The organism is Streptomyces sp. NPDC052496, from assembly GCF_040679095.1.
Lineage (GTDB): Bacteria > Actinomycetota > Actinomycetes > Streptomycetales > Streptomycetaceae > Streptomyces.
The window spans coordinates 683,939-705,701 of the sequence record NZ_JBFAUH010000001.1; the positions used below are offsets into that span (position 1 = coordinate 683,939).

16 protein-coding genes and 1 tRNA gene are annotated in these 21,763 nt (G+C 73.3%); 4 read left to right on the forward strand and 13 right to left on the reverse strand.

What is annotated here, in order from left to right; translation table 11 throughout:
- Window positions 1-27: 27 nt before the first annotated feature.
- The 4 genes from AB0L45_RS03055 to AB0L45_RS03070 form a co-directional block, all read right to left on the reverse strand.
- Window positions 28-807: a S16 family serine protease gene (locus tag AB0L45_RS03055; RefSeq protein ID WP_365835435.1), complete on the reverse strand. Its 780-nt coding sequence runs from the start codon at window positions 805-807 to the stop codon at window positions 28-30.
- Window positions 808-904: 97 nt separating this feature from the next.
- Complete coding sequence (locus tag AB0L45_RS03060; protein WP_365835437.1) at window positions 905-1,546, reverse strand: helix-turn-helix domain-containing protein; 642 nt, start codon at window positions 1,544-1,546, stop codon at window positions 905-907.
- A 409-nt stretch (window positions 1,547-1,955) separates the two neighbouring features.
- The gene (locus tag AB0L45_RS03065; RefSeq protein ID WP_365835439.1) at window positions 1,956-3,752 is read right to left on the reverse strand and encodes a DEAD/DEAH box helicase; all 1,797 of its coding nucleotides are present in this window, start codon (window positions 3,750-3,752) and stop codon (window positions 1,956-1,958) included.
- Between the two features lie 42 nt (window positions 3,753-3,794).
- Window positions 3,795-5,327, reverse strand: a complete 1,533-nt coding sequence (locus AB0L45_RS03070) for an MFS transporter (protein ID WP_365835441.1) — start codon at window positions 5,325-5,327, stop codon at window positions 3,795-3,797.
- 343 nt (window positions 5,328-5,670) lie between these two features.
- Between AB0L45_RS03070 and AB0L45_RS03075 the strand changes: the two genes are divergently transcribed.
- The gene (locus tag AB0L45_RS03075; RefSeq protein ID WP_365835443.1) at window positions 5,671-6,534 is read left to right on the forward strand and encodes an alpha/beta hydrolase; all 864 of its coding nucleotides are present in this window, start codon (window positions 5,671-5,673) and stop codon (window positions 6,532-6,534) included.
- A gap of 134 nt (window positions 6,535-6,668) precedes the next feature.
- Window positions 6,669-6,740 (forward strand) — tRNA-Cys (locus tag AB0L45_RS03080).
- Window positions 6,741-6,799: 59 nt separating this feature from the next.
- Here the strand turns inward: AB0L45_RS03080 and AB0L45_RS03085 are convergent.
- From AB0L45_RS03085 to AB0L45_RS03115, 7 genes are all read right to left on the reverse strand, one after another.
- The gene (locus tag AB0L45_RS03085; protein ID WP_365835445.1) at window positions 6,800-9,124 is read right to left on the reverse strand and encodes a xanthine dehydrogenase family protein molybdopterin-binding subunit; all 2,325 of its coding nucleotides are present in this window, start codon (window positions 9,122-9,124) and stop codon (window positions 6,800-6,802) included.
- Window positions 9,121-11,466 (reverse strand): 2Fe-2S iron-sulfur cluster-binding protein, encoded by a 2,346-nt coding sequence (locus AB0L45_RS03090; RefSeq protein ID WP_365835447.1) that lies wholly within the window; start codon window positions 11,464-11,466, stop codon window positions 9,121-9,123. Before AB0L45_RS03090 ends, AB0L45_RS03085 begins: the two co-directional genes overlap by 4 nt.
- The gene (locus AB0L45_RS03095; RefSeq protein WP_365835450.1) at window positions 11,463-12,359 is read right to left on the reverse strand and encodes an FAD binding domain-containing protein; all 897 of its coding nucleotides are present in this window, start codon (window positions 12,357-12,359) and stop codon (window positions 11,463-11,465) included. The genes AB0L45_RS03090 and AB0L45_RS03095 overlap by 4 nt, the downstream gene beginning before the upstream one ends.
- A gap of 433 nt (window positions 12,360-12,792) precedes the next feature.
- Window positions 12,793-14,451, reverse strand: coding sequence for a beta-N-acetylhexosaminidase (locus tag AB0L45_RS03100; protein WP_365835452.1), 1,659 nt, complete (start codon window positions 14,449-14,451; stop codon window positions 12,793-12,795).
- Between the two features lie 130 nt (window positions 14,452-14,581).
- On the reverse strand, window positions 14,582-15,451 hold the full coding sequence (locus AB0L45_RS03105) for a carbohydrate ABC transporter permease (RefSeq protein ID WP_365835650.1): 870 nt from the start codon (window positions 15,449-15,451) through the stop codon (window positions 14,582-14,584).
- Between the two features lie 41 nt (window positions 15,452-15,492).
- Complete coding sequence (locus AB0L45_RS03110) at window positions 15,493-16,452, reverse strand: sugar ABC transporter permease (protein ID WP_365835454.1); 960 nt, start codon at window positions 16,450-16,452, stop codon at window positions 15,493-15,495.
- The gene (locus tag AB0L45_RS03115; protein ID WP_365835456.1) at window positions 16,449-17,759 is read right to left on the reverse strand and encodes an extracellular solute-binding protein; all 1,311 of its coding nucleotides are present in this window, start codon (window positions 17,757-17,759) and stop codon (window positions 16,449-16,451) included. The genes AB0L45_RS03110 and AB0L45_RS03115 overlap by 4 nt, the downstream gene beginning before the upstream one ends.
- 300 nt (window positions 17,760-18,059) lie before the next feature.
- Between AB0L45_RS03115 and AB0L45_RS03120 the strand changes: the two genes are divergently transcribed.
- Complete coding sequence (locus AB0L45_RS03120) at window positions 18,060-18,485, forward strand: SSI family serine proteinase inhibitor (protein ID WP_365835458.1); 426 nt, start codon at window positions 18,060-18,062, stop codon at window positions 18,483-18,485.
- Window positions 18,486-18,621: 136 nt separating this feature from the next.
- On the opposite strand, the gene AB0L45_RS03125 is transcribed toward AB0L45_RS03120, so the two are convergent.
- Both AB0L45_RS03125 and AB0L45_RS03130 read right to left on the reverse strand, forming a co-directional pair.
- On the reverse strand, window positions 18,622-18,915 hold the full coding sequence (locus AB0L45_RS03125; RefSeq protein ID WP_031007434.1) for a DUF3039 domain-containing protein: 294 nt from the start codon (window positions 18,913-18,915) through the stop codon (window positions 18,622-18,624).
- A gap of 82 nt (window positions 18,916-18,997) precedes the next feature.
- Window positions 18,998-19,588, reverse strand: coding sequence for a YqgE/AlgH family protein (locus AB0L45_RS03130; RefSeq protein ID WP_206507758.1), 591 nt, complete (start codon window positions 19,586-19,588; stop codon window positions 18,998-19,000).
- A gap of 298 nt (window positions 19,589-19,886) precedes the next feature.
- On the opposite strand from AB0L45_RS03130, the gene murA reads away from it, so the two are divergent.
- Complete coding sequence (gene murA / locus AB0L45_RS03135; protein ID WP_365835460.1) at window positions 19,887-21,233, forward strand: UDP-N-acetylglucosamine 1-carboxyvinyltransferase; 1,347 nt, start codon at window positions 19,887-19,889, stop codon at window positions 21,231-21,233.
- Window positions 21,234-21,763: the final 530 nt, after the last annotated feature.

Consider the following 21,763-nt stretch of genomic DNA (forward strand, 5'->3'; position numbering starts at 1 on the left):
CCCCGTCCGGCCTCCCCGCCCGGCCCCTCAGCAGCTGGGGACCTCGCCGCCGGACTTCAGCGCCTTGAGCGCGTCCACCGTGCCGGACAGCGTGCTGACCGGGATCAGCCGCAGCCCGTCCGGCAGCTCGGCCCGCGCGTCCTTGCACTCCGACTTGGGGACGAGGAAGACCGTGGCGCCGTCCCGGCCCGCGGCCTGCGTCTTCAGGGAGACGCCGCCGACCGCGCCGACCTCGCCGTCCTCGGTGATGGTGCCGGTGCCGGCGATCTTCCGGCCGCCGGTCAGGTCGCCGCCCTGGCCGTCCCCGGCGAGCTTGTCGATGATGCCGAGCGAGAACAGCAGGCCGGCGCTGGGCCCGCCGATCGTGCCCAGGTCCAGCTTGACCTTGACGTCCTTGTCGCTCTTGTGCAGGTAGTTCAGGGCGGCGCGGGTGGCGACGTCCTGGGAGGAGCGCATGTCCTTCAGGTTGTGCTCCACGGCCTTCTCCGCCGTGTCACCGACCGGGTAGACCGACTCGACCGGCATCACCGCCTGGTCCGTACGGAACCAGCCCTTGACGATGTCCGGCAGCCGGACCGGCGCGTCCGGGCCGGTCGCCACGATCGCCGCCATCCGCAGCTGGCCGCTGGTCCCGCGGGTCGGCGCGCCGCTGATGGTGATCACCTGTTTGCCCTTGTGCTTGCCGAGCACGTCCGCCGTGTCGCCGGGGAAGGCGACCGAGAACGGCAGGGGCGCGAAGGCCACCGTGGCGAGGAGCGCGATGACCAGGGCGGCGCAGATCCCGAGGGCGCGAGTGCGAGAAGACACCCCGCCACCCTAGATGACCAGCGCCCGCGGCCTCTCACCACGGGGCGGCAGCCGGTGCGCCCCGGTGTGCCCGGCCCCGCCCGCCGCCGGGCCCGGCTCAGCGCAGCGCTTCGGAGACCTCGCGGGCCGCCTCGACCACCCGGGGCCCGACCCGCTCGGGCACCGTGTCGGCGAGCATCACGACCCCGACGCTGCCCTCGATGCCGCTCACCCCGAGCAGCGGGGCCGCCGCGCCGCTCGCGCCCGCCTCCAACTCGCCGTGCGTCAGCGCCAGTCCGGCGTCCTCGATGCGCCCCTGGCGGGCCTTGAGGATCGCCCGTCCGGCCGCGCCGCGGTCCAGCGGATGCCGGAAGCCCGCGCGGTAGGCGACGTGGTAATCGGTCCAGGACGGCTCGACGACGGCCACGGCCAGGGCTTCCGTACCGTCCACGAGCGTCAGGTGGGCGGTGGCGCCGAGGTCCTCGGCCAGGGCCCGCAGGGCGGGCAGCGCCGCCTCACGCACCAGCGGGTGCACCTGGCGGCCCAGGCGCAGCACGCCGAGACCCACCCGGGCCCGGCCGCCGATGTCGCGGCGGACCAGGGCGTGCTGCTCCAGGGTGGCGAGCAGGCGGTAGACCACGGTCCGGTTGACCCCCAGCTTGGTGGACAGCTCCGTGACGGTCAGGCCGTGGTCGGTGTCGGCGAGCAATTTGAGGACGCGTAGTCCCCGGTCGAGCGTCTGGGAGGTCTCCGCGGTCACGACGCCCCCTCCTCGGGTGAGTGGCGGCTCGTCCGCGGGGTGCGCTGCCGGTCCCGGGGCAGCGCGCGCAAAGAGGCCGCCGGCCGCATGGCACCGGCTGCGCTCCGCGGCGGCGCTGCCACGGGGCGTGTGCGTGACCGGGACAGTAGCGAGCCAGTCCGGTGAGCGGAAGAGTCCGTCCAGAATCCGGTCTTCCGTGACCGCTTTATCCCTGAACATCCGCAGGTTGTGACCGTACGGCGGCGGTCTCGGGCCTTTCGGCCTGGGGCACAACACGGGTGTGTACGGACACGCGGAAGCGCGTACGGCACGCACGGGCGCGTACGACCACGCGCCGGCGCACACGGCGACGGCCCGCGCCCCGGAACACCGTCCGGACCGCGGGCCGCCACCTCAGGTCACGCGGGACTCACTTCATGCGCGTGGCCCACTCCCGTACCTTCTTGATCCGCTCGTTGAGCTGCCCGGCCGTGGCCTCCGCGCTCGGCGGGCCGCCGCACACCCGGCGCAGCTCGGTGTGGATCACGCCGTGCGGCTTGCCGCTCTGGTGGACGTACGCGCCGACCAGCGTGTTCAGCTGCTTGCGCAGCTCCAGCAGCTCCTTGTGCGTGACCACCGGGCGCCGCTCGGCGGGCAGCTCCAGCAGGTCGGCCTCGGAGTCCGGCTTCTTCTTGCTGTGCGCTATCTGCCGGGCCTGCCGCTTCTGGAGCAGCATCTGCACCTGGTCGGGCTCCAGCAGTCCGGGGATGCCGAGGTAGTCCTGCTCCTCCTCGCTGCCCGCGTGCGCCTGCATGCCGAACTCGGCACCGTCGTACAGCACCCGGTCGAAGACCGCCTCGGACTCCAGCGCCTCGAACGAGAACTGCTCCTGCTCACCGGTGTCCTCGTCCTGCTGCTTGTTGGCCTCGTCCAGCTCCTTCTCGGACTCGGCGTACGGGTCCTCCTCGCCGTCCTTCTTCGGCTTGTCCAGGACGTGGTCGCGCTCGACCTCCATCTCGTTGGCGAAGGAGAGCAGCGAGGGCACGGTGGGCAGGAAGACGGACGCCGTCTCGCCGCGCTTGCGGGACCGTACGAAGCGGCCCACGGCCTGGGCGAAGAACAGCGGGGTGGAGATCGTCGTCGCGTACACGCCGACCGCCAGGCGCGGGACGTCGACGCCCTCGGACACCATCCGGACCGCGACCATCCACCGGTCGTCGGAGTGCGCGAAGTCGTCGATGCGCTGCGAGGCGCCGCTGTCGTCGGACAGCACCAGGGTCGCGCCCTCGCCGGTGATCTCGCGGATCAGCTTGGCGTACGCGCGGGCCTGCTCCTGGTCGGAGGCGATCACCAGCGCGCCGGCGTCCGGTATCGCCTTGCGGACCTCGGTCAGCCGCTGGTCGGCGGCCTTGAGGACCTTGGGCATCCAGTCGCCGCGCGGGTCCAGCGCGGTGCGCCAGGCCTGCGAGACGGCGTCCTTGGTCATCGGCTCGCCGAGCCGCGCGGCGATCTCGTCGCCGGCCTTGGTGCGCCAGCGCATGGAGCCGCTGTACGACAGGAAGATCACCGGCCGGACGACGCCGTCGCCGAGCGCGTTGCCGTAGCCGTAGGTGTAATCGGCGGCACTGCGCCGGATGCCGTCGTTGCCCTCCTCGTACGTCACGAAGGGGATCGGGTTGGTGTCGGAGCGGAACGGCGTACCGGTCAGCGCGAGCCGCCGGGTGGCCGGCTCGAACGCCTCCAGGCAGGCCTCGCCCCAGGACTTGGAGTCACCGGCGTGGTGGATCTCGTCGAGGATGACCAGCGTCTTGCGCTGCTCGATGCGGTTGCGGTGCAGCATCGGACGTACGCCGACACCCGCGTACGTGATCGCGATGCCGTGGTACTCCTTGCCGAGCGGACCCGCGCTGTACTCCGGGTCCAGCTTGATGCCTATCCGGGCGGCGGCCTCCGCCCACTGCTTCTTCAGGTGCTCGGTGGGGGCGACCACGGTCACCTGCTGCACGACGTGGTGGTGCAGCAGCCAGGAGGCGAGGGTGAGCGCGAAGGTGGTCTTGCCCGCGCCGGGGGTCGCGACCGCGAGGAAGTCGCGCGGCTGCGTCTGGATGTACTTGTCCATCGCGGACTGCTGCCAGGCGCGCAGCTTGTTCGCGGTACCCCACGGGGCCCGTCCGGGGAAGGCCGGGGACAGGTGGTGGTTGTTGGTGGCGCTGGTGGTGGTAGTCACGGTCTCCGTCGGGCTGGCTCGGCGATCGGCAACCGCGTCAGCCTAACGCTCCGCGGGAGCGGACGGCGTGCGCGGGCCGGGCACCGGTGCCGTCTTCCCGCCACCCGCCGGGACCGTCCCGAGGCCGCTGCCGGCGGGCTTCAGGCGTGTGGCCACCCAGGATCCGGTGAGGGCCACCGCCGCCATGGTGACGAAGACCGCGGCGAAGGCGGCAGGCTGTCCGGATGCGGCGTTGGTCACGTCCGGCGTGCCGCCCGTGTCGACCGCGGCACCGCCGAAGGCGCTGAACAGCAGGCCGCTGATCCCCACGAACGTGATGTTGCCCAGCGCGTCGGACACCTGGAGGGAGGCCGAATTGCTGCCCGCGTCCTCCGGCGGGGACAGCTTCAGCAGCAGCACACTCCCGCTCGAAATGTTCAGCCCGATACCGAACCCGGCCACCACCCACGCCACCGCCACGATCCAGACCGGCACCGCGTCGAACAGCACCAGCGGCACGGCCAGGATCGCCGCCGTCATCAGCAGCAGCCCGATCCCCATGATCCGTTCCCGGTGCGGCTCCAGGCGCGGCCGGCTCTGGGTGTACGAGCCGAGGGCCCAGGTGAGACCGCCGCCGGTCAGCGAGAGCCCGGCCAGCGTGGTCGACAGGCCGCGCTCGGTGACGAGCATCAGCGGGATGAAACTCTCGGCGGCGAGCAGCGAGCCGGCCGCCAGGCCGCGGATCAGGACGACCGAGGGCAGCCCGCGCGCGGCCCGGAACGTGCCCGCGGGCAGCAGCCGGACGACGGCGGGCACCAGGAGGGCGAGGCCGGCCGCCACCGGCAGCAGGGCGGCCCAGTCGCGCCGCTGCGCCGCGTACTGCAGGAGCCCGGCCCCCGCGGCCACCGCCAGGGCCAGCAGGATGCGGCGCCGGTCCATCCGCCCGTCCCCTCCACGGGGCGGCAGCTTGCGCAGCGCGGGCAGCATGACCGTCAGCGGCAGCAGGACGAGGACGGGTATGGACAGGAAGACCCAGCGCCAGCCCAGCTGCTCGGTGACCGTCCCGGCGACGAGCGGTCCGACGATCACCGGCAGCACCCAGGCCGCCGAGAACGCCGCGAGCACGGCGGGCCGCAGCGCCTCCGGGTAGGCCCGCCCCACCACCACGTACAACGCGACGATGACCAGCCCCCCGCCGATCCCCTGCACCCCGCGCCCCACCACGAACAGCCACATCTCCTGCGCCGCCCCCGCGACCACCAGCCCCGCCCCGAAGGTGGCGATCCCGGTGAACAAGGGCGCCAGCAGCCCGCCCCGGTCGCACCACTCCCCCGACAGCGCCATCGCGAACAGGCTCGCCGTGAAGTACGCGGAGAACGCGAACGCGTACAGCTCGATGCCGTCCAGGGCGTGGCCGACCGCGGGCATGGCGGTGTTCACCGCGCTCGCCTCGAAGGCGATGAGCGAGACGACGGAGATGATGCCGAGGGTGAGCGCCCGGTACGTACGCCCGAGCACGCCTTCGGCGGGCGGCGCGGCCGACGGGCCGGTGGGCAGGGGCACTTCGGCGGCTTCGCGCGGGTCCACGGCAGTCATGCGGTCAGCGTAAGAGGCGTCGGCCCGGTGCGCCCCTGTCGCGGGACGGGGATCTTGTCAGCCGCCGGTCCTAAGCCCCACCGCACGACGGGGATCTTGCCGGCCGGCGGACCCGAGCCCTGCCGCGCGACGGAGGCCTTGCCCGCCGCCGGTCCTCAGCCCCACCGCGCGACGGGGATCTTGCCGGCCGGCGGACCCGAGCCTTGCCGCGCGACGGAGGCCTTGCCGGCGGACGGTCCTGAGCCCCACCGCGCAACGACAACCCCTCTCGGCCGCCGGACCTGAGCCTCCCCGCACGGCGGCCGCCCCCGCTCCCCCTCCCCGCATACGGCAAGCTGGCCCCATGCCGTACTTCACCAGCTACGACACCACCGCACTGCACTACCGCGTCCTCGGCCCCGCCGGTTCCGCCCTGCCGCCCCTGCTCTGCCTGGCGGGCGGGCCAGGACGGAACGCCGCCTACCTGGACGACCTCGGCGGCCTGGCGGAGGACCGGCAGCTGGTGATCCCGGACAGCCGCGGCACCGGCGCCTCCCCGCCCGCCGCCGACCCGTCCCGCTACGCCTTCCCGCACCTGGCCGAGGACCTGGAGGCACTCCGCGCGCACCTGGGCCTGGAACGCTTCGCGCTCCTCGCACACGACGCCGGGACGGCGACCGCCCAGGCGTACGCCGCCGCGTACCCGGACCGCCTCACCCGGCTGATCCTCGTCTGCCCCGGCTCACGCATCCAGGGAGAACTCCCCGACGACGCCCCGGAGATCTTCGCCTCCCGCTCGCACGAGCCGTGGTGGCCCGAGGCATCGGCGGCGGTCCAGCGCCTGGCAGAGACCTCCGACATGACCGAGGTACGCGGCCTCCTGCCGGCCGCGGCCCCGCTCGCGTACGGGCGCTGGGAGGCACCCCAGCAGGCCCACGCGGCAGCAGAGGGCGAACAGCTGAACCCGGTGCCGCGGGCCGGCTTCTGGCAGGGCGTGGACGAACCGGCCCGCCGGACACTGCTGTCGGGCCTGCGCGAGGTCCGGTGCCCGGTCCTCGTCATGACCGGCGGCCGCGACGCGGTGACAGGCGTACGAGCGGGCGGCCTGGTCGCCGAGTCCTTCCCCGACGCCCGCACCCACCACCTGCCCGAAGCGGGCCACTACCCCTGGATCGACGACCCGCTCCGGTTCCGGACCACGGTGCAGCAGTTCCTGCACACCGCCTGAGCGACAGCACACCACCACTGAAAACCCGCACGAACCGGACCCGTGAACGCCACATTGCCACCTCATGGCAACCCGGCCCGCCCCCTTGCCCCTCCCCCGGCCCCCGGCCTAACCTCGGTACACCGCCTCAACACGGCCGTGTGCCCGAGCGGTTCAGGGACCGGACTGCAAATCCGGTTACGCGAGTTCGAATCTCGCCACGGCCTCCGGAGCGCGTGAGGGCGGCCCGTATGCGTACGGGCCGCCCTCACGCGCGTGCGGGTGTCTACCGCTGCTGGGCCACCGCCGCCTGGGGGCGGATGGGGAGGCGGCCTATGGGGCGGCCGGTGGCGGCCCGGACGGCGGAGGCCACGGCGGCCGGGGAGGTGACGACCGGGACGGCGCTGGCGGGTTTGGCGCCGAAGGGGGCCACCACGTCGCGTTCCTCGACGAGTTTGACGATGCGGATGTCGGGCGCGTCGAGGGCGGTGGGCAGCGGGTAGCCGGTGAGGTCGGGGTGGCGGACCTGGCCGCGGGTGGTGCGCAGGTTCTCCATCAGGGCCGCGCCGAGGCCCTGGGTGACGCCGGCCTCGATACGGGCGCGGAGCTGGCGGGGGTTGAGGACCCGGCCGACGTCCTGGGCGACGGACATCTCCACGACGCGGACGGTGCCGAGTTCGATGTCGACGTCCGCGACGCAGCGGATGGCGCAGAAGGCCAGGCCCACGAAGGCGTCGCCCTGGCCGGTCTCGTCGAGGGGTTCGGTGGGGTGCGGGCGGCACTGGGCGGTGGCCCACAGTTCCTTGCCGTCGAGGGCCTCGGCGACGGTGGTGCTGAGCACGCCGTCGTACGAGGTGATCTTGCCGTCGTTGATCTGGAGGAGTTCGGTGGACATGCCGAACTTGTGGGCCAAGGGTTGCAGGAGCTGGGTGCGGACCATCTTGGCGGCGCGTTCGACCGCGCCGCCGGAGACCCAGGTGTGGCGGCTGTGGCAGGCCCGGCCGGCGGACGGCTGGTCGGTGTCGACGCCCGCCACGTGCACCTCTTCGATGCCCAGGGTCTCCTGGACGATCTGGCGGGCCAGGGTGGAGAACCCCGAACCGGTCTCCACGGCGGCGCACAGGACGGTGGCGACCGAGCCGCTGACCTTGACCGTGGCGGTGGACACCTCGTCGGTGCCCTCCGCGCCGAGCATGTGCACCATGCCGAGCGCGTAGCCGACGCCGCGGCGCACCGCGGACGGCTCGCCCGCGCCCTCCAGGCCGCCGGGCAGCAGCCAGTCCTCCTCCGGGGTGTCCTTGGGGAGTTCGGGCAGCGGCTCGTCCTTGACGGCGCGCAGCAGTTCGGCGACGGGCGCCGGGCAGGTGACGGTCTGGCCGGTGGGCAGCAGGTCGCCGGTGGCCATGACGTTGCGCAGCCGCAGGTCGGCCGGGTCCATGCCGAGCTTGGCGGCCAGCTTGTCCATCTGGCCCTCGTACGCGGCGCAGACCTGCATCGCGCCCTCGCCGCGCAGGTGCCCGGAGGGCGGGTTGTTGGTGCGGACCGCCCAGCCCTCGATGAAGGCGTGCGGAACCACGTACGGGCCGCAGGCGAACGACACGGCGGCGGCCAGCGCCTCGGCGGAGGTGTCCGCGTACGCGCCCGCGTCCATCAGGATCTGCGCCTCGACCTTGACCAGCTTGCCCTCGGCGTCCGCGTGGTGGCGGTAGCGCAGGAGGGTGGGGTGGCGGTGGGCGTGCCCGAGGAAGGACTCCTCGCGGGTGGCGGCCAGCTTGACCGGGCAGCCGGTACGCAGCGCCAGCAGCCCGAGGGAGAGCTGCATACCCGGGTCCTCGCGGTCCGCGGTGGCACCGGGCACTCCGGTGACGACGACGCGTACCCGCTCCGGCTCCAGGCCGAAGCAGGCGGCGGCCAGGTCACGGTCGGTGTGCGGGTCGGTGGAGGCGGTGTAGATCTCCACGCCGCCGTCCGGGCGCGGCACCGCGAGCCCGGCCTCCGCGCCGATCGGCGCCGGGTCCTGGCGGCCGATGCGGTACAGGCCCTCGACGATGGTCTCGCCCACCACCTCGGGGTCGCCGAAGTGCAGCGGGATGTGCCGGATCAGGTTGCCGTCCGGGTGCAGCGGCTCGGCCTCGAAGGCCAGTTGCGGGTCGGTGACCGGTTCCAGGACGTCGTACTCGACGGCGATGGCCGCGGCCGCCAACCGGGCCGTGTCGGGGTGGTCGGCGGCGACGGCGGCGATCGGCTCACCGTGGTAGCGCACCACGTCGTGGGCGAAGACCGGGCGGTCGGGGACGCCCCGGCCGTGCCCGGTGTCCCCCGGCACGTCCGCGTGCGTGACGACGGCCCGTACGCCCGGCATCTCCGCGGCCGGCTTGGTGTCGACGGACCGGATGCGGGCGCTGGGGTACGGGGAGCGCAGGATCGCGGCCCACAGCAGGCCCTCGGCCCACAGGTCGGAGGCGTACGGGAAGACGCCCTCGGTCTTGGCGGGCGCGTCCGCGGACGGCAGGGACACGCCGAGGCCGTGCGGCGGCGGGTCGGCGGGGAGGGGGACGCCCGCGGCGGGGGTCGCGGTGACGGCGCCGGCGCCCTCGGATGTGCCGGTCATACGGAGCCTCCGGACTGCGGATCAGCGCCCGGGCCGTGGGGGTGCGGCCCGTGGGGGTGGTGGCCGTGGGAAGCGGGGCCCTGGGGGTCGGCGGGGCCCGCCTGGTGGGGGATGCGGGGGGTGCCGGCGCCGGGCTCCTCGGGGGCGGCGGCCGCGGCCTCCTCGGCCGCCGCGGCGGCTTCGGCGCGGGACCGTACGACCTCGTTGACCGCGTCGAGCACGCCCCGGTAGCCGGAGCAGCGGCACAGGTTTCCGCACAGCGCCTGCCGGGTCTCCAGCTCGGTGGGGGCGTGGTTGCCCTCCAGCAGGTCGTGGACGGTCATCGCCATGCCGGGGATGCAGAAGCCGCACTGTACGGCGCCGGAGTCGGCCAGCGCGCACTGCACGTCGGAGGGCGCGCCGTTCTGCGCCAGGCCCTCGACCGTACGGACCTCGCTGCCCGCGGTGGTCGCGGCCGGCACCAGGCAGGACGCGACGAGCCGCCCGTCGACCTGGACGGAACAGGCCCCGCACTCGCCCTGCGCACAGCCGTCCTTGGCCCCGGCGAGTCCGAGGCGCTCGCGCAGCACGTACAGCAGCGACTCGCCGATCCAGGCGTCGGTGACGGGGCGGTCGGTGCCGTTGACGGTCAGGACGTAGGAGGTGTGGGGGTGTTCGTCGTGGGCGGGTTCTTCGTGGGGGGCTTCTTCGGGGGGCTGTTCTTCGTGGGGGGTGGTGGGGGCGGGGGCCGCGGATGCTTCTTCGGGGGTGGCGGCCGTGGTGGAGTCCGGGGTGGGTGCGGGCTCCGGCTCGGTCGCGGGCTCGGTGGGAGCGGTCGCGGCCTCGGGGGCAGGCACGGGGGCGTCCGCGGGGGCGTCCGTCGGAGCTTCGGGGGCGGCTTGGGCACCGGCCTCGATTCCGGTTTCGGCCTCGGGGGCGGGCACGTCCTGGGGGACCGGCACGGTCTCGGACGCGGGCACGGCTTCGGGCGCGGGCACGGCTTCGGGCGCGGGCACGGCTTCGGGCGACGTGGCCTCGGTGGGCCTGCCCTCCACCTCCGCAGCGTCTTCCGGCCCGGTCGCCTCAGGGGCGGCGGGCTCCTCGTCCGTGCGCGCCTCGGCGGCGGGCCTCCCGGCCTCGTGCGCGGCCGGTTCAGCCGGTTCAGCCGGTTCGGCCGGTTCGACCGGATCAGCCAGTACAGCCGGTTCGGCCAGTACAGCCGGTTCAGCCGATTCGACCGGTACATCCGCGTCCGCCCGGTCGGCGGCGACCGGACCGAGGGCGATCGGCTCGGCCGCCGGCTCCGGGGCCGGCTGGCCGGCGTCCTCGCCGATCCCCTGCTCCGACTCCGGTCCCTGCTCCGGCTCCTGGTGCGACTCCCGCTCCGGTTCACGCTCCGGCTGCACCGCGTCGTGTGCCGCCGGCCCCTCCGGCTCGGTGCGGGGCTCGTCGGCCGGTTCGGAGCGCGGCGGCCACTGGGCCAGCGCGTCGGCGGGCAGGGACCAGTTGCCCGCGCCGCCGCCCGAGGTGTCGCCGGCCGCGGGGACGCCGAGGCCGGGGTCGTAGCCGGGGGTCACCTGGTCGGCGGGCCGGTGGGCCTGCTGGTCGTACGGCAGGTGGCCGGTGCCCGGGTGCCGGCCGGTGGTGAAGTGCCACTGTCCGGTCGCCGCCGGGTCGGTGCCGTGTCCCTGGTCGACGTGCCCGTACGCGCTGCCGTACCCGGAGGCCGGGTGCGTACGGTCGTCGCCGAGCAGGTACTCGCCGGACTCCTCCAGCACCTCGTCCGGGGCGGTCGGGATCGCCCACTGGCCGGTGGTGCCGCTGGATCCGTCGCTGCTCGCGGCGGGCCAGAGCCCGTGCGGCGTGCCGTCCTGGCCGTCGCCGTAGTGGCCGCCCGGTGCGCCGGGGTGCGCGCCGTCGTCCGGCATCCCGTGCGAGGGCAGGCCGGTGGCCGGGACGTCCGCGAACGGCAGCGTCCACTGCCCGGTGGCCGCCGGGTCGGTCGTCGCGCTCGGGGTGGGCGGCGCGAAGGAGGACGGCGGGGTGTAGCCGTGGCCGGGCGCGGCGAGCGGGTCGGCGGCGTATCCGCCGTGCTCGCCGGGGCCGGGCACGGCGCCGTGGCCGTCCGGCGCGCCGGTGCCGTGCGCGTCCGGGTAGGCCTGGTAGCCGTAACCGCCCGGGTACGGGCCGCTGGTGAAGCCGTCCGGGAGCTGGACGAAGGCGGTGGCCTCCGACTCGTACTCGTTGCCCTGCGGCAGCGGCTCCCACCGCTGGCGGTCCTGCGGCCGCACCACGCGCAGCGGCTGGGTGTCCTCGGGGCTGTTGCGCCGGTCGGGACGGTCGGGGCTGTCGGCGTCGCTCACGAGAGCGCCCTCCCAAGTGCTCGGCGGGCCAGGGCCGCCACCGTACGGCGCAGGTGCAGTGCGGCGGGCGGCAGGGTCTGCGGTTCCGTCCCGTCCTGCGGCGGGGGCGGGTCCGGGATACAGGCGGCGGCCACGTAGTCGCCGAAGGCGGCCAGCGCCTCGGGCACCAGCTTGCGTTCGCCGTCCCAGTCGATGATGGAGGCCACCCACTGTTCGGCCTCCAGGGGCCGCAGCGGCATGGCGGCCACCGCGCCGACCGCGCAGCGCACGCCGCGCCGGGCCGGATCCAGGACGAGCGCGACGGAGGCGGTGGCGCGTCCGGGGCCGGTGCGGCCGGTGGCCTTCAGGAAGGTCTGCGGGGCGTGCAGCAGCGGCACCCGTACGTAGCCGACGAGTTCGCCGGGGCGCAGCATCTCGCGGCCGGCCAGCAGATGACTGACGGGGACCTCGCGGCGGGCGCCGCCGGGGCCGGCGACGACGAGGTCGGCTTCGAGGGCGGCGAGCACCGGCAGGGTGTCGCCGGTGGGCGCGGAGGTGACGATGTTGCCGCCGAGGGTGCCGGCGTTGCGTACCTGCGGGGGGCCGGCGGCGCGGGCGGCGGCGGCCAGGCCCGGGATGAGCGCGGCGAAGTCGGGGCGGCCCATCCGCGCGAGGGTCAGGCCGGCGCCGAGCAGCGCGTGGCCGTCCTGGTACTGCCAGCCGCGGATCTCGCTGATCCGGCCGAGGCCCACCAGTCCCGCGGGCCGCAGCAGCCCGGAGTTGACGGCGGCCATCAGGTCCGTACCGCCCGCGACGGGCACGGCGGCGGGCATGGCGGCGAGCGCCGCCACGGCCTCGTCGAGCGAGGCCGGCAACGTCACCGATTGCGAAGCCTGCGGTGCGTGCGTGGTCAACCCAGCTGCCCCTTCCCCGGTGTCCCGGCTGTTCCGCTCCGCCGTACGGTACGTGCTCACGGTCCGGACGTGGCAACTCTGGCACATCTTTGCAGGCCCGCGGCGCTAGGGCCCGGCTTCTGGGCGCTTGCGCACGGCAGGGGGCGCCCGGCGGGCGGGACATGGCCGGTGTTCGGGGCGTTCGGGACGTTCGGGACGCGAAGCGGAGTGGGGCTCCGTCGCGCGGCCGGATGCCGGTGGCCGGGGGCCGTACGGCGCGCGAGCGGGCGCACTCAAGGACAGCAGGTGCGACTTACCGGACATACATCACCTTGACCGCCTTGCGTGCTTCGCCTGCCCTGCCTGCGCCACCCGCCATCTCCGCGCCGCCTGCGCTGCGCGGGAACCACCGTCCCAGCAACCGGCCGCTCCGGCCGCCCGCATCCGTCCCGGCTCACACGTTTGGGGGCGCCCCCTCGATCGGGCGTCCGAGCAACCCGGGGCGCCGCTGCCACGGGAAGGGGCCACCGGGCGGCCGGTAGTCGACGCCGAGGGCGTCCAGGCGGTGGTAGTGGGTGTCCATCCGGCGGGTGAAGCCGGCGTGGTCGCGGTCCCCGGGCGGCGGGAGCTGCGACCAGGCCACCTCGGCGAAGGCGGCGAGCCGCGGGAAGACCTGGTAGTCCAGGCGCTGCTGGGTCTCCATCACCTCGGTCCAGACGTTGGCCTGGGTGCCGAGGATGTGGGCGGCCTCTTCCGGTGTGAGCTGCGGGGGTACGGGCTCGAAGCGGTAGACGTCCTCCAGGGTCCGTACGTAGCCGATCGGTACGGGTTCGTCGGGGCCGCCGTCCTGCCGGTGGTCCAGGTAGACCTGCTGCTCCGGGCACATGACGACGTCGTGGCCCGCGCGGGCGGCGGCGATGCCGCCCGCGTAGCCGCGCCAGGACGACACCGCGGCGCCCGGCGCGAGGCCGCCTTCCAGGATCTCGTCCCACCCGATCAGGCGGCGTCCGCGGTCGGCGAGCCAGCGGTCGAAGTGCCGGATGAACCAGCTCTGCAGCTCGTCCTCGCCGGCCAGTCCCAGCTCCTTGATGCGGGCCTGGGCGTACGGCGACGCGCGCCACTGGTCCTTGGGGCACTCGTCGCCGCCGATGTGCACGAACCGGGAGGGGAAGAGGGCGAGGACCTCCTCCAGCACCCCTTCGTAGAAGCGGAGGGTGTTGTCAGTGGGGGCCAGTATGTTCGGGTTGATGCCCCACGTGTCCCACGGCTTGAGGGAGTTGGTGTCGATGACGTCGGTGTTGCCCAGTTCCGGGTATGCGGCGATGGCGGCCTGCGAGTGGCCCGGGATATCGATCTCCGGGACGACGGTGATGTGCCGCGCGGCGGCGTAGGCCACGATCTCGCGGATGTCCTCCTGGGTGTAGTGACCGCCGTGCGGCCGGTCGTCCCACAGGGGGGAGGCGCGGTGGCCGAGCTTGGTGCGCTCGCGCCAGGCGCCGGTCTCGGTGAGCCGCGGGTGGCGCCGGATCTCGATCCGCCAGCCCTGGTCGTCGGTGAGGTGGAAGTGCAGGACGTTGAGCTTGTGGGCGGCGAGCAGGTCGAGGTAGCGCAGTACGCCGTCCTTGGGCAGGAAGTGGCGGGCGACGTCGAGCATCATGCCGCGCCAGGCGAAGCGGGGCGCGTCCTCGATGCGTACGGCCGGTACGGACCAGGGCTGTCCGGGGCGCAGCGGCGCGCGGCGGTGCGCGTCGGGGCCGAGGAGCTGCCGCAGGGTCTGCGCGCCCCAGAACGTGCCGGCCGTACCCCCGCCGAGGAGGGTGACGCCGTCGCTGTCCGCCGACAGCCGGTAGCCCTCGGGGCCGAGCGCGTCGGCGGTCTCCGGGTCGAGGCGCAGGCGTACGACACCGCCGTCGGGGCCGTCCGCCGCGGTGCCGGGCGGGAGCGGCAGACCGGTCGCGGCGCCGACGGTGCCGCGCAGCCAGGCGGCGGTGTCGGCCGTACCGGGCCCGGCGTCCAGGACGGTGCCCGGACCGAGGAGGCACGTGCCGCCCTCGGACCGGGTGTCGCGTGGCTGCGGTATCAGGGCGGCTTCCGCCGTCACGGTGTCGTCCATGAGCTGACCCTTCCTTGAGGGGGCTGAGGGGGCTGAGGGGGCTGAGGGGGCTGAGGGGGCTGAGGGGGCTGAAAAGGATGGGAGCGGTGCCGGGCGGAGTGGGCGGGAGCGGTGCCGGGCGCGGGCATCGTCAGTCCTTCACCGCGCCGCCGAGGCCCGACACCAGCCTGCGCTGTACGAGCACGAAGAACACCAGCACGGGCACGGTCATCACGGTCGAGGCCGCCATGATGCCGCCCCAGTCGTTCTCGTCGGGCTTGAAGAAGACCAGCAGGGCCATCGGGAGCGTGGAGTTCTCGGTGGCGCTGATGATGAAGGACTTGGCGAAGAGGAAGTCGTTCCAGGTGCTGATGAAGGAGAAGACGCTGGTCGCGACGAGGCCGGGGAAGACGAGGGGGAAGAGGATCTGCCACAGGAAGCGGGCGCGGGACGCGCCGTCCAGGTAGGCGGCCTCCTCCAGGGCCTCGGGTACGGCCCGGACGAAGCCGCGCAGCATCCAGATCGCGAAGGGGAGGGAGAAGGCGAGGTGCGGCAGGATCAGTGCGCCGAGGGTGTTCAGGCCGATGCCGGGCACCGCGTCGCCGACGTCCCGCATCAGGAAGAACAGCGGGATGGTCAGCGCCTCGACCGGCACCGTCTGCGCGACCAGGAACATGATCAGCAGCGTCGTGCGGAACCGGAAGCGGAAGCGGGTGACGGCGGTGGCCGCGAGGAAGGCGATCAGCGCGGAGACGATGACGACGACGCCCGCCACGAACAGGCTGTTGAGGAAGTAGCGGCCGAAGTCCTGCTGCTGGAAGACCCGCCGGAAGGCGTCCAGCGAGGGGTGCAGGGTCCAGGGCAGCGGCTCGGTGGACTGGATCTCGCCCGCCGGTTTGAAGGCGGACAGCACCATCCAGTAGAGGGGGAAGGCCACGGCCGCGGCGAGCAGCAGCGCGCCCGCCTCGGCGGCCGGCCGGCCGGGCCGCCGGATCCGCGGTGCGCGCAGGGGCGTACGGATCGGCGTACGGGCGGACGTACGGCTCGGCGTACGGACCGTACTCACAGTTCCTCCCCCTGTCGGCGCAGCAGGCGCAGGTGGACGAGCGTGACGGCCAGCAGGATCAGCAGCATCACGATGCCGATGGCGGAGCCCAGGCTGTACTGGGACGAGGCGAACGCCTTCTGGTAGGCGTACACGTTCAGTACGAGGTTCTGTCCGGCGATGCCGCCGCCGTTGGTCATGACGTAGATCTGGGTGAAGACCTTGAAGTCCCAGATGACGGACTGGATGGTGACGACGACGAGGATCGGCCGCAGCATCGGCGCCATGACCGAGCGCCAGATCCGCCACTGTGACGCGCCGTCCATGGCCGCCGCCTCCAGGACCTCGCCCGGGATGGCGCGGATGCCCGCGTAGACGGTCACCATCACGAACGGGAACGAGCACCAGACGACTTCCAGCAGGACCAGCGCGAAGGCGCTGTAGCGCTCGTAGGTCCAGGAGAAGTCGCCGAGCCCCAGCACCCGGTTGACCGGCCCGAAGTCCGGGTCGAAGAGGAAGACCCAGACGGTGGAGCCGGTGATGGCGGGGGTGGCCCAGGCGCCGAGCGCGGCGAGCATCAGGGCCAGGCGCGGCACCGCCCGTATCCGGGTGAGCAGGACGGCGCACGCGCAGCCGACGGCGAGGGTGCACAGGACACAGGCCGCGGCGAAGACCACCGTCGCCAGCAGCACCTGCCAGAACTGGCCGTCCCCGAGCAGTTCGGCGTAGTTCGCCAGCCCCTTGAAGCTGGTCGGTTCGCCGCCGCTGACCTGGGCCTGGGTGTATTCGAGGAAGGAGATCAGGCCGAGCTGGTAGATCGGGTAGACCAGCAGCCCGCCCAGGACGACCAGGGCGGGGGCGAGGTAGAGCCACGGCGTCCAGCGGCTCCCGTGCCGGGACGGCGGCCGGCCGCGGCGCCCGCCGGTGAGCGGCGGCCGGCCGCCCCCGGCCCGTACGTCCTTGACCGTGAGCGTCACTTCTTGAACGCCTCGTCCATCTTCCGGGCCGCGTCACCGGAGGCCGTGGCGACGTCCTTGCGGCCGCTGACGATCTCCTGGTACATCGTCGGCAGCACCAGCGAGGAGTCGATGGTGCCCCAGGCGGGAGACGTCGGCACGAACTTGGCGCCCGCCTCCAGCGTCTGCACGAAGGGCCGGACGAACGGCTGCTTCTTCGCCGCCTCGGCCCGTACGTCGCCGTACGTCGGCAGGAAGCCCATCGCGTCGAACAGCCGCCGCTGGGTGTCCTTGCCGGCCAGCTGCTTCATCAGGTCGACGGCCAGCGTGCGGTGCGCGCTGCTCTTCAGGACGCCGATGTTGTTGCCGCCGGCGAAGGCCGGGGCGATCGAGCCCTTCGTCGTGCCGGGCAGCGGTACGACCGCGTACTTGCCCTTGACCTTGCCGTTCTCCATCGCCTGGTGGCTGAAGTCGCCGCCGATCGCCATGCCCGCCTTGCCGGCGGCGAACGCGGCGACGGTGTCGTTGCCGCCCATCTCGGCGCACTTGGCGGCCGGGCAGTTGGCGTCACCGAAGAGGTCCGCGTACGCCTTGATGCCCGCCTGGGCCTTCGGGCTGTCCACGGCGGCGGTGTACGAGTCGCCCTTGCCGGTGGCCAGTTCGCCGCCGTGTGCCCAGAGGAAGGGCAGCGCGCCGTACGTGTACGCGCCGCCGACGGCGATCCCGTACAGCTCGGGCCGCTTCTCGCGGATCTTGCGGGCGGCCGTGGCGACCTCGTCCAGGGTGGTGGGCACGGCGATGCCCAGGTCCTTGAAGACGTCGGTGCGGTAGTACAGCGCCCGGACGCCGACGAACAGCGGCGCGCCGTAGACCTTGCCGTCCACGGTCACCGACTCCTTGGCGGCCGGGTCGGTGGCCTTGGCGTCCTTCCAGGCGCCGAACTCCTGGGTCACGTCGGCCAGTCCGCCGTCCTTGACGTACCCGGCGGTGTCGGTGTTGCCGTACTCGATGACGTCGGGGGCGCTCTTGGGGTCGTTGAAGGCCGCCTTGATGCGCTGGGCGCGGGTGTCGACCGGGATGTAGTCCACTTCGACCTTCGCGCCCTGGTGTGCGGCCTCGAAGTCGGTCACCGCCTTGCGGACGACCTCTTCCTTGGGCTTGTTGTCGACCTCCTGGAAGAGCCAGACCCGCAGCGTGCCGGTCCTGGTGTCCTCCTTGGCGCCGCCGCCCGAGGTGGACGGGGCGCAGCCGGCGACGGTACCGACGGCGGTTCCTAAGGCCAGGACAAGTGCCGCGGCGCGGACGGCTGTTCGGGCGGAGAGCTGCATTGGGTACCCCCTGAAGGAACGTTGCAGCATACGCAACGGGCGTTTCGCCATGCACAATCCTCAGGAGGCTAAGCGCGCCGGCGCTCCCCGACAAGAGCCGATCAGCCACCGGCGCGGGCGACACGCCGCCACTGGCCCACAATCGCCGCGAATATGCCCCGGTACGTCTATCTATGAATCAGATGTCCCTCCTCGGCTCCCAGAAGCAGCCCAGGGCACCGTCCGCGCGGACCGGTACCCGGCAGCAGCCCCTGGAAGCAGCTCCCAGCCGCACGACACGCAAAGGACCCGACCGAACCCATGCGCGCAAGACCCGTACGCACCGCCCTGCTGGCCGTCGCCGCCCTGGGGCTGCTGCCCTTCGCCGCCACCCCCGCCACCGCCGACGGCCGGCCGGAGACCGGCGGCCGCCAGCACATCGCCATCCACGAGGGCACCGACCCCTCCGGCCCGCTCCTCGCCGCCGCCTACCTGCGGTGCTTCCCCACCGGCGGCAGCCACCCGACCCCGGAGGCGTCCTGCCTCAAGCTGGCCCTCGCCAACGGCGACTACGCCCGCGTCCCCCAGGCCCACCGAGCCTGCCCGCGGATCTACCAGCCGGTCACGGTCGTCGCCCACGGCACCTGGCACGGCAGGACGACCGCCTACAAGCACACCTATCCGAACCAGTGCACCGCCAACGCCGAGAGCGGCGACATCTTCAACCTCACCCCCTGGCGCGACTGACACCTCCGCCGACTGACACCAAAGGCCCGGCCCCCGTATCGGGGACCGGGCCTCGGTGTGCCGCGGCGCGCCTCGGCGGCGCGCCGCGGAACGGGCGGGAGGCCGCGCGGCAGCGCGCCGGCCCGCGGCGGACGGACTACTTCTTGCCGCCGTCCTTGCCGCCCTTGTCCTTGTCGCCGCCGGCGCCCATGGACTCGTAGATCTCCTTGCACATGGGGCAGACCGGGTACTTCTTCGGGTCGCGGCCCGGAACCCACACCTTGCCGCAGAGAGCGACGACGGGCGTCCCGTCGAGCGCGCTCGCCATGATCTTGTCCTTCTGGACATAGTGGGCGTAGCGCTCGTGATCGCCGTCACCGTGCGACGTCTGCGGCGTCGGCTCCACGAGGGTTCCCGTACCTGCCCCGCGCTCAGGCTCAACAGTGCTCATAACCGCCAAGGGTACCGACGCGCACGACGTCCCGGGAGCGGCGGCCCGCACGCGCCGGGGAGCCCCCGGCGCCACGCCCCCGTCAGTTCAGCGACGGATCGTCCGGATACGTCGCCACCATCGCCAGTTCGTTGCGCTGGCGGCGCAGGACGGCTCGCCACAGCTGTTCCGGGTCCGGGGAGGAGACGTCGCCCGGTTCGGATTCGACGACGTACCAGGCGCCCTCGACCAGTTCGTCCTCCAGCTGGCCGGGGCCCCAGCCCGCGTAGCCGGCGAAGATGCGCAGGCTGCCGAGGACGGTGGAGAGCAGTTCGGGCGGGGCTTCGAGGTCCACCAGCCCTATGGCGCCGTGGACGCGGCGCCAGCCCAGGGGGCCGTCGCCGACCAGTGCGCTCTCCGGTGTCTCGGGGCCGCCCGGCACCACGGCCACGCCCAGGGCCGAGTCCAGGGAGACCGGGCCGCCCTGGAAGACCACGCCGGGCTCGCCGGCCAGCGGCGCCCACGGCTGCAGGATGTCGCCCACGCCGACGGGCGTCGGACGGTTGAGGACCACGCCGAGCGACCCCTCCTCGTCATGGTCGAGCAGGAGCACCACCGCGCGGTCGAAGTTCGGGTCGGCGAGCGCCGGTGTGGCGACGAGCAGCCGACCGGTGAGCGAGGACACCTCGGTCATGGGGACATGATCCCGCACATCGCACCGCGGCGGGGAGTCAACTGCGGTACCCGGGCGAGAGCAGTGCAGGGCGTACGACGGCAGCCCCGGCGCACAGGCGGGCGGCCCGGCCGACATAGCGGGGCGTAGGCGCGCGGACCGTAGCGAATGTCGATTACAGAACAAAGGCGGACCGTAGCGGAGGGTGTTGTGACAAAGCCATTACACGCTCCTGACCGGCTCGGGCCTACGGGCACCCCCTCCACCGCCCTTACCATTTCCCCTTGGCCCCTTGTCCGTCTCCAGGAACGCGAGATCCATGACCGTCTCTACCGACGACGTACTGCTTGTCCACGGCGGCACCCCGCTGGAGGGCGAGATCCGGGTTCGCGGCGCGAAGAACCTCGTGCCCAAGGCCATGGTCGCCGCGCTGCTCGGCAGCAGCCCGAGCAGACTGCGCAATGTGCCCGACATCCGCGACGTACGCGTCGTACGCGGCCTGCTGCAACTGCACGGCGTCACGGTGCGCCCCGGCGACGAGGCGGGCGAGCTCATCCTCGACCCCTCGCACGTGGAGAGCGCCAACGTCGCCGACATCGACGCGCACGCCGGCTCCTCGCGCATTCCGATCCTCTTCTGCGGCCCGCTGCTGCACCGCCTCGGCCACGCCTTCATCCCGGGCCTGGGCGGCTGCGACATCGGCGGCCGGCCGGTCGACTTCCACTTCGACGTGCTGCGCCAGTTCGGCGCGACCATCGAGAAGCGGGCGGACGGCCAGTACCTGGAGGCGCCGCAGCGCCTGCGCGGCTGCAAGATCCGCCTGCCGTACCCGTCCGTCGGCTCGACCGAGCAGGTGCTGCTGACCGCCGTCCTGGCGGAGGGCGTCACCGAGCTGTCGAACGCGGCCGTGGAGCCGGAGATCGAGGACCTCATCTGCGTACTGCAGAAGATGGGCGCGATCATCTCCATGGACACCGACCGGACCATCCGGATCACCGGTGTCGACAAGCTGGGCGGCTACAACCACCGCGCGATCCCGGACCGCCTGGAGGCGGCCTCCTGGGCGTCCGCGGCGCTGGCCACCGAGGGCAACATCTACGTGCGCGGCGCGCAGCAGCGCTCGATGATGACCTTCCTGAACACCTACCGCAAGGTCGGCGGCGCCTTCGAGATCGACGACGAGGGCATCCGCTTCTGGCACCCGGGCGGCTCGCTGGACGCGATCGCCCTGGAGACCGACGTGCACCCCGGTTTCCAGACCGACTGGCAGCAGCCGCTGGTGGTCGCGCTGACGCAGGCGTCCGGCCTGTCCATCGTCCACGAGACGGTGTACGAGTCCCGGCTCGGCTTCACCTCGGCGCTCAACCAGATGGGCGCGCACATCCAGCTCTACCGCGAGTGCCTGGGCGGCAGCGCCTGCCGCTTCGGGCAGCGCAACTTCCTGCACTCGGCGGTGGTGTCCGGTCCGACCAAGCTCCAGGGCGCCGATCTGGTCATCCCCGACCTGCGCGGCGGCTTCTCGTACCTGATCGCCGCGCTCGCGGCACAGGGCACCTCGCGGGTGCACGGCATCGACCTGATCAACCGGGGCTACGAGAACTTCATGGAGAAGCTCGTGAGCCTGGGGGCGCACGTGGAGCTGCCGAACGGGGCACTGAAGGGCTGACGGGGCGCCGCGGGCGCCAGGCCCGCACATCCCGCCATGAGGGGCGGTCACCGAACAGGTGGCCGCCCCTTTCGGCGTGGACGGGCGGCGCGGCGCGGGACGGCTTCGCGGCAGAACGGGGTGGTGTCGCTGCGGCGTGGACCGGCAGCCCGGCTTGCTTTTGCGAATGGTTGAACGCGGGTCTTTGGGGCGGGTGCGGTCGGCGGCGTGGAGCCGTGGGGATTGCGGGTGCGACGACGGCGCGGAGGGGTGGGGAGCAGGGAACGGCGGCGCGTCCCCGTGGTCCGGTGGAGGCCGTACGCGCTCTGCCGGCGGGCTTCCGGACGCTCCGTACGGGCTCTGCCGGCGGGCCCCCGGACGCCCCGTGCGTCCGCCACGGGCGCCGCCGGGCACCCCGTACGCCCGCCAGAGCCCGCTGTGCCGTCTCTACGCCTCTGTAGAGCAACAGGAGGCACAAGGGCCCCACGGGCCCCATCCGCGGGCCTCCTGGGGCCCTTCCCGGGCGTTCTGTGCAGACAAAAGGGCGGCCG